This window comes from Caballeronia sp. AZ1_KS37 (assembly GCF_023631165.1).
GTDB lineage: Bacteria > Pseudomonadota > Gammaproteobacteria > Burkholderiales > Burkholderiaceae > Caballeronia > Caballeronia zhejiangensis.
Window position 1 is genome coordinate 198,749 of record NZ_JALQDP010000024.1, and the last position, 6,577, is coordinate 205,325.

Consider the following 6,577-nt stretch of genomic DNA (forward strand, 5'->3'; position numbering starts at 1 on the left):
AAGGACTTTCAAGCGCGCTTCATCGATCGTCTGCTAGGCTGGGCGCTCGCTTTTTTACATCCAACCGTGTTCGAGGAGTCTTCATGGCACGCAACATCGAAATCAAGGCGCGCGCGCATCAGTTCGACGCACTGCGCGAACGCGCGGCCGCGCTCGCCCCCGATGCGCCGCTGGTTTTCCGCCAGCAAGACTTCTTCTACGACGTGCCGACCGGACGCCTCAAGCTGCGCCAGTTCGACGACGGCACGCCATCCGAGCTGATCTTTTATCAGCGCGACGACCGCGACGGTCCGAAAGTCTCGTATTACACGCGCAGCCCGGTGACGAATCCCGAGGCGATGCACGCGCTGCTCGCGCAGGCGCTGACGACGCGCGGCATTGTCTCGAAGGAACGGCATGTGTTTCTCGTCGGGCGCACGCGCATTCATCTGGACCGCGTGGACGGTCTCGGCGATTTCATCGAGCTGGAAGTGGTGCTCGGCCAGGACGACGACGAAGCCGGCGGCGAAGAAGAAGCTCACGCGATGTTCGCGCGTCTCGGCGTGGCGCAGACCGATCTCGTGCCGCTCGCTTACGTCGATTTGCTCAGTCCCGAGGCGTCGTCGTCGGCGAGATGAGAAAGCGGCAGCGGACCGTTGCGCTTGAACGTCGTCAGCACGATGTTCGAGCGCACGCTGTCGACGCCCGGCACGCGCATCAGCTTCTTCATGACGAAGCCTGAAAGCGCGTTCAGATCGGGCGCGACGATGCGCAGCAGGTAATCCGCATCGCCGACGGTCGCGTGACATTCGAGCACTTCGGGCAGCATTTCGATCTGCTGCTGAAACTGCTCGATGATCGAATCGCCGTGATGCTTCAGCTTCAAACTCGTGAACGCCGTCACGCCCAGGCCGAGCTTTTCGGGCCGCAACACCACCCGATATCCTTCGATCACGCCCGTCGCTTCGAGGCGCTGCAGGCGCCGCCCGATCTGCGACGGCGAAAGCGGCACCTGCTCGCCCAGTTGCTGATGCGTCGCGCGCCCGAAGCGTTGAAGCACGTCGAGCAGGGCGAGGTCGAAATGATCGAGTTCGAGCATGAGGCGGATATGCGCGGTAGCCGTGATGTATGCGACTTTATCGCATGGCAGCGGGTGCCCTCACAAACCCTTTGCGCAGAGGGGCCGTTTCGCGCGCGTTTTACGAATTCCTTGCAGCGGCAAACAAGGTAACGCGCATGTTACCAACCATGACACCGCGGAAGGCCGGATTTCATACGGAAAGACGCGAATTTGGGATAAACGCAAGCCTTAGAACAGCAAATAGAAAGCTCGATCGTCAGTTACCTTTCAGTCTCGACTACCATTCCTGAAGCGCTCGTAAGCTTCCCAGGCGGCGCGAGCCTCGTCGTCCAGTTGCTCGGGCGGCAGCCCGGATTGACGCTGTACAATCAGCAGCGCATAGGGCCTGGACAGCGCGCTCGCTTCCTTGCAGAGGCTGAGTTCGTCGCCGCTCGACGGGGAGCGGCCGCGCCAGTAGTTGATCGCGGCTTCGAGTTCGTGGATCGGGATGACAGCCATGTCCGGGCAGAAATACATTCGGTGTACGGCCGGTCGCGGCTTCAGAAAAACAGGTCGCGCACGCCGCATGAGATGTGAGTTTTGAACCGGCTCGAGCCCGCGCCGCACGCCGCGCATGTGACCATGCCGCCGACCGCCCCGCCCGCTAGAGCTCAACCCATTGTACTTGAGCGACTCCATGCGAATCCTTCTGATCGAAGACGACCGCCCCATCGCGCGCGGCATTCAAAGCAGCCTCGAACAATCCGGCTTCACGGTCGACATGGTGCACGACGGCATCTTCGCCGAACAGGCGCTCGCGCAGAACCGCCACGAGCTCGTCATTCTCGATCTCGGCCTGCCCGGCATCGACGGCATGACGCTGCTTTCGCGTTTCCGCCAGGGCAATCGTCACACGCCGGTGATCATCCTCACCGCGCGCGATGAACTGCACGACCGCGTGCAAGGCCTGAACAGCGGCGCCGACGACTACATGCTGAAGCCGTTCGAGCCGCAGGAACTCGAAGCGCGTATCCGCGCGGTGATGCGACGCAGCGGCCCGCACGGCGACGTGCCACGCCCCGAAGTGTCGCTCGGCGGCTTGCGCCTATCGGGCGTCGATCGCCGCATCTTCAACGACGAGCGTCCGCTCGAACTCTCGCCGCGCGAATTCGCCGTGCTCGAAATGCTGTTGCTGCGTCACGGCCGCGTCGTGAGCAAGGCGCAGTTGCAGGATCATCTGACGCACTTCGGCGGCGATCTCGGCGATACGGCCATCGAAGTGTATGTGCATCGCGTGCGCAAGAAACTCGAGAACACGCGCGTGGAAATCGTGACGGTGCGCGGCTTCGGCTATCTGCTTCAGGAGATCCGGCAAGCGGCGTAACGCTTCTGCCGTAAAACGCCTTGCGATTTCCCACTCGCCGCGCGGGCGACCAGCGTTTCGCCCGCGAAGACTGGCTCGATCTGGCGCGGTCGAAAGCCGCCGAGACGCCGGCGCCGCCGAGTCTGCGGCGCACGCTCCTGCGCCGCCTCGCCGCGCCGCTGTCCCTGCTCGCGCTGATGTCCGGCCTCATGGCCTACTGGCTCGCGTGGCAATACACGCAGCACGTCGTCGACCGCTCGCTCGCGGATCTCGCGACGGCCATCTCCAAGCAGATCCAGCTCGCCGGCGTCGATGCGCCCGTCACCGTGCCGCCGCTCGCGCAGGCGATGTTCTCGGATCCCGTCGAGCAACTCATCTACCGCATCAGCACGGGCGATGAGGAAATCGCCGGGGAACCCGATCTGCCGCTCACCGGCACCAACGTGCGGCGCATTCACTACGCGTACGTCTTCGAGACGCACTTCGAGGGCGTCTCCGTGCGCGCGGCGCAAGTGCGCGTGCCGCAGCCGACGGGCAATCCGATCGTCGTCGAAGTGGCGCAACGCGTGGGTTCGCGATATCGGATCGCGGTCGAATTTCTCATCGCGATCATGATGCCGCTGCTGTTGCTGCTGCTCGCCGGATGGGTGATCGTGTGGCGCGTCGTGAATCAGCAGTTGAACCCGCTCACCGATCTCGCCGACGCGCTCAATCAGCAGACGCACATCTCGCTCGAACCTGTCGACGAGACTTACGTGCCGAGCGAAATCCGCCCGCTCACGAGCGCGATGAACGGCCTGCTCGTGCGCCTGCAAAGCGCGCTCGATGCGCAACGCAAGTTCATCGCCGACGCCGCGCATCAACTGCGCACGCCGCTGACGGCGGTCAAGCTGCACGCCGAGCAGGCGCTCAGTTCGCGCGATCCCGCGAAGGCCGTCGAAGCGGTGAAGGAGTTGCGCGCATCGGCGGACCGGGCGGTGCGGCTGTCGAATCAATTGCTTTCGCTCGCGCGCGCCGAGCCGGGCGAACAGGCGGCGCGCTTTTCCGATTTCGATCTGGCCGCGCTCGCGTTCGAAACCGGCGCGGAATGGGTGCCGCGCGCCCTCGCCGCACACGTCGATCTCGGTTTTCAGCGCCTCGACGATCCCGAGAACGAACATCCGCTGATCGTGCGCGGCAATGTCGTGCTCGCGCGTGAGGTGCTCGCGAATCTGATCGACAACGCGCTCAAGTACATTCCGCCGTTTCGCATCGAAGGCGCGCGCATCACGATGTCGGTCACGGAATGGAGCGACGCGAACGGCCGGCGCTTCGGCGAAGTCGTCGTGGAAGACAACGGACCAGGCGTGCCGCCGGATCAGCAAGGCGATCTCTTCAAGCGCTTTTTCCGCGGCGACGGGCAAAACGTCGAAGGCGGCGCGGGCCTCGGACTCGCGATCGTTCACGACATCATGGTGCTGCACGGCGGCACGGTGCATTACGAAGATGCGCCCGAAGGCGGCGCGCGCTTCATCGTGCGCATGCCGCTGAAGGAAGACAAACCGGCGGCGGAATAAAAAAGAGCCACGGGTTTCGGTCCGTGGCTCTGTCCGGTCTTAAGCGCGGCTTACTTCTTCTTTTTCGCCTTCTCTTCTTTCAGCGCGAGCATCGTGCCGCGGCATTTCTTCGCGCCGCATCGGCATTCGTATTCTTTCTTGAGCTTCTTGGTGATGCGGCCGTCGATGACGAGACCGTAGTCGTAATTCAGCTCTTCATCCGCCTCGATGTCGCGCAGCGCGTGGATGAACACGCGCCCTTCGACTTCCTCGGCCTCGCAATTCGGCGCGCACGAATGATTGATGTACTTCGCGCTGTTGCCTTCGATCTTGCCGTCGATCACACGGCCATCGTCGAGTGCGAAGTAGAACGTGTGATTCGGCTCGTCGGGATTGTGCGGATGGCGGCGCAGCGCTTCCTTCCACGAAATGCGCTCGCCCTTGTACTCCATCACCTTCTCGCCGGCGGCGATCGGCTTCACGGCAAACACGCCTTTACCGTGCACACCGGAGCGGCGAACGGTGACCCTGCGTGAACTCATCGAACGAATCCTTAAATAACGCTTCGCTCCCGCGCGATCGGGGATGAACATCGGGACAAAAAAAACGCGGTGGCTTCGATGCCGCCGCGTTCGCTCGTTGAACGCTCGCGTCCAACACACCGGTATCCTACACTCCCGGCGCGCGTCTGCTCAACCGTCCGGGCGATGCGCGCAACGTTTCAGCGCTGGCCGATTGTGATCTCGCCAAAGAGGTTCTTCTGGTCGCGCGGCTGCGAGCGCCAGTACTGCGGCGGCGCCGTGACGGTCGCGCCGAGCTCGGCGGCGGCGTGCCACGGCCAGCGCGGATCGTAGAGCATCGCGCGCGCCATCGCGACGTAGTCCGCCTTGCCGCTCGCCACGATTTCTTCTGCTTCCTTCGCCTCCGTAATCAGTCCGACGGCGACAGTATTCACGCCCGTCGCTTCCTTCACGGCCTGCGCGAACGGCACCTGATAGCCCGACGACAACGGAATCTTCTGCAACGGCGAAACGCCGCCCGACGATACATCGATCCAGTCGACGCCGCGCTTCTTCAACTCCGCTGCGAACGCGATCGTGTCTTCGATGCTCCAACCGCCTTCGACCCAGTCGGTCGCCGAAACGCGCACGCCGACGGGTTTGTCGGCCGGGAACGCGGCGCGCACGGCATCGAAGATTTCGAGCGGATAGCGCATGCGGTTTTCGAGCGAGCCGCCGTATTCGTCGGTGCGCTGATTGGCGATCGGCGACAGAAACTGATGCAGCAGATAACCATGCGCGCAATGCACTTCGATGCCGTCGATGCCGAGCCGCGCAGCCCGCTTCGCCGACGCGACGAACGCTTCCTTCACGCGGACGAGACCGGCGGCGTCGAGCGCGAGCGGCGGCGTTTCTTCGGGCTTATGCGGAACGGACGACGGCGCGTAGGTCATCCACCCGCCATCGGCGACGGAAACCAGCGCTCCCCCTTCCCACGGCTTGCGGCTCGATGCCTTGCGGCCCGCGTGAGACAACTGCATCGTCACCGCGATCTTCGAATACTGGCGGATGGCGGCGAGCACGGGACGCAGCGCGGCTTCGGTGACATCGTCCCAGAGACCGAGATCGCCCGCCGTGATGCGTCCGTCCGGCTCGACGGCCGTCGCCTCGATGAACAGCATGCCCGCGCCCGACAACGCGAGCTGGCCGAGATGGATCATGTGCCATGCCGTGGCCTCGCCGCGCTCGGCGGAGTACTGGCACATCGGCGATACGAAGATGCGGTTCGGAAGTTCGAGACCGCGTAGGGTCGTGGGTGTGAACAACGCGCTCATGGCGGTGACTCGTCGATGGAAATGAAGCGATCGAGAATAGCACCGCCCTTCACGACACGCAGAAACGCCGATGGCTCATACCATCACACGTTCAGCGCGCATCCACGGTGAAGCGATCGAGCCACTCGCCGAACATCGCGCGGGCGGCGCGTTCGAGCTTCGCGCCGTGACGCGCGGTTTCCTCGCGCAACGCGGCGACCGTCGTGCCGCTTTTCGCGACATCGCCCGGATAGGCGACGAGCCAGCTCTCGAAGCGCTCGACGAGCACTTCCGGATGACACTGCAGCGCGAGCACGTGCTCGCCCCAGGTGAACGCCTGATGCGCACACATATCTGTCGATGCGAGCAGAGTCGCGTCTTTGGGGAGATCGAAGGTATCGCCGTGCCAGTGAAAGACGGGCACGGACGCGCCTTCGGCTTCGAGATGCCGCAGCGCGGACGCGCGTCCCGCGTCGGTCAGCGTGAGCGGCGACCAGCCGAGCTCCAGCTTCCCCGACGGATACACCCGCGCGCCGAGCGCACGCGCGATCAGTTGCGAGCCGAGACAGATGCCGATGGTCGGCAAGCCCGCCGCGATGCGCTTTTCGAGCATCGAAAGCAGCGGCGCGAGATGCGGATAGTGCGCGTCTTCAAAAGCCCCGATCGGACCGCCGAGAACGACGAGCAAGGAAGGATCGAGCGGATTGGGCGCATCGATGCGCCCGCGCCCGCCCTCCACATACCCCCCCCCCCCGTGGCGGGGGCTCCCTACTAGCGTGGGGTCGGTGGGCTACCGCCTGCCCGCCTTGTAAGCGAGCCCGCGCCTG

Annotated in this window: 7 protein-coding genes and 1 pseudogene; 3 read left to right on the plus strand and 5 right to left on the minus strand. The window is 64.2% G+C overall.

Going from position 1 to position 6,577, the window contains the following annotated elements:
* Positions 1–83: 83 nt before the first annotated feature.
* Positions 84–617 carry a class IV adenylate cyclase gene (locus NCS00_RS14170; protein ID WP_008352423.1) on the plus strand — a complete coding sequence of 178 codons (534 nt, stop codon included), beginning with the start codon at positions 84–86 and terminating at the stop codon, positions 615–617.
* On the opposite strand, the gene NCS00_RS14175 is transcribed toward NCS00_RS14170, so the two are convergent.
* On the minus strand, positions 572–1,078 hold the full coding sequence (locus tag NCS00_RS14175; protein ID WP_008352422.1) for an Lrp/AsnC family transcriptional regulator: 507 nt from the start codon (positions 1,076–1,078) through the stop codon (positions 572–574). The genes NCS00_RS14170 and NCS00_RS14175 overlap by 46 nt on opposite strands.
* 249 nt (positions 1,079–1,327) lie before the next feature.
* Positions 1,328–1,558 carry a DUF3717 domain-containing protein gene (locus NCS00_RS14180; RefSeq protein ID WP_008352420.1) on the minus strand — a complete coding sequence of 77 codons (231 nt, stop codon included), beginning with the start codon at positions 1,556–1,558 and terminating at the stop codon, positions 1,328–1,330.
* A 178-nt stretch (positions 1,559–1,736) separates the two neighbouring features.
* On the opposite strand from NCS00_RS14180, the gene NCS00_RS14185 reads away from it, so the two are divergent.
* Together NCS00_RS14185 and NCS00_RS14190 are read left to right on the plus strand one after the other, a co-directional pair.
* Positions 1,737–2,423 (plus strand): response regulator transcription factor, encoded by a 687-nt coding sequence (locus tag NCS00_RS14185; protein WP_008352418.1) that lies wholly within the window; start codon positions 1,737–1,739, stop codon positions 2,421–2,423.
* 80 nt (positions 2,424–2,503) lie between these two features.
* Positions 2,504–3,958, plus strand: a complete 1,455-nt coding sequence (locus tag NCS00_RS14190) for a sensor histidine kinase (protein ID WP_175979872.1) — start codon at positions 2,504–2,506, stop codon at positions 3,956–3,958.
* A gap of 50 nt (positions 3,959–4,008) precedes the next feature.
* Here the strand turns inward: NCS00_RS14190 and NCS00_RS14195 are convergent, their stop codons facing one another.
* From NCS00_RS14195 to NCS00_RS14205, 3 genes and pseudogenes are all read right to left on the minus strand, one after another.
* Positions 4,009–4,530, minus strand: a complete 522-nt coding sequence (locus tag NCS00_RS14195) for an SET domain-containing protein (RefSeq protein ID WP_075583516.1) — start codon at positions 4,528–4,530, stop codon at positions 4,009–4,011.
* A 128-nt stretch (positions 4,531–4,658) separates the two neighbouring features.
* A complete protein-coding gene (locus NCS00_RS14200; RefSeq protein ID WP_250440320.1) occupies positions 4,659–5,771 on the minus strand; it encodes an NADH:flavin oxidoreductase/NADH oxidase in 1,113 nt (370 codons plus the stop codon).
* 91 nt (positions 5,772–5,862) lie between these two features.
* Positions 5,863–6,492 (minus strand): annotated as a pseudogene (locus NCS00_RS14205) (glutamine amidotransferase); the annotation flags it as partial.
* Positions 6,493–6,577: the final 85 nt, after the last annotated feature.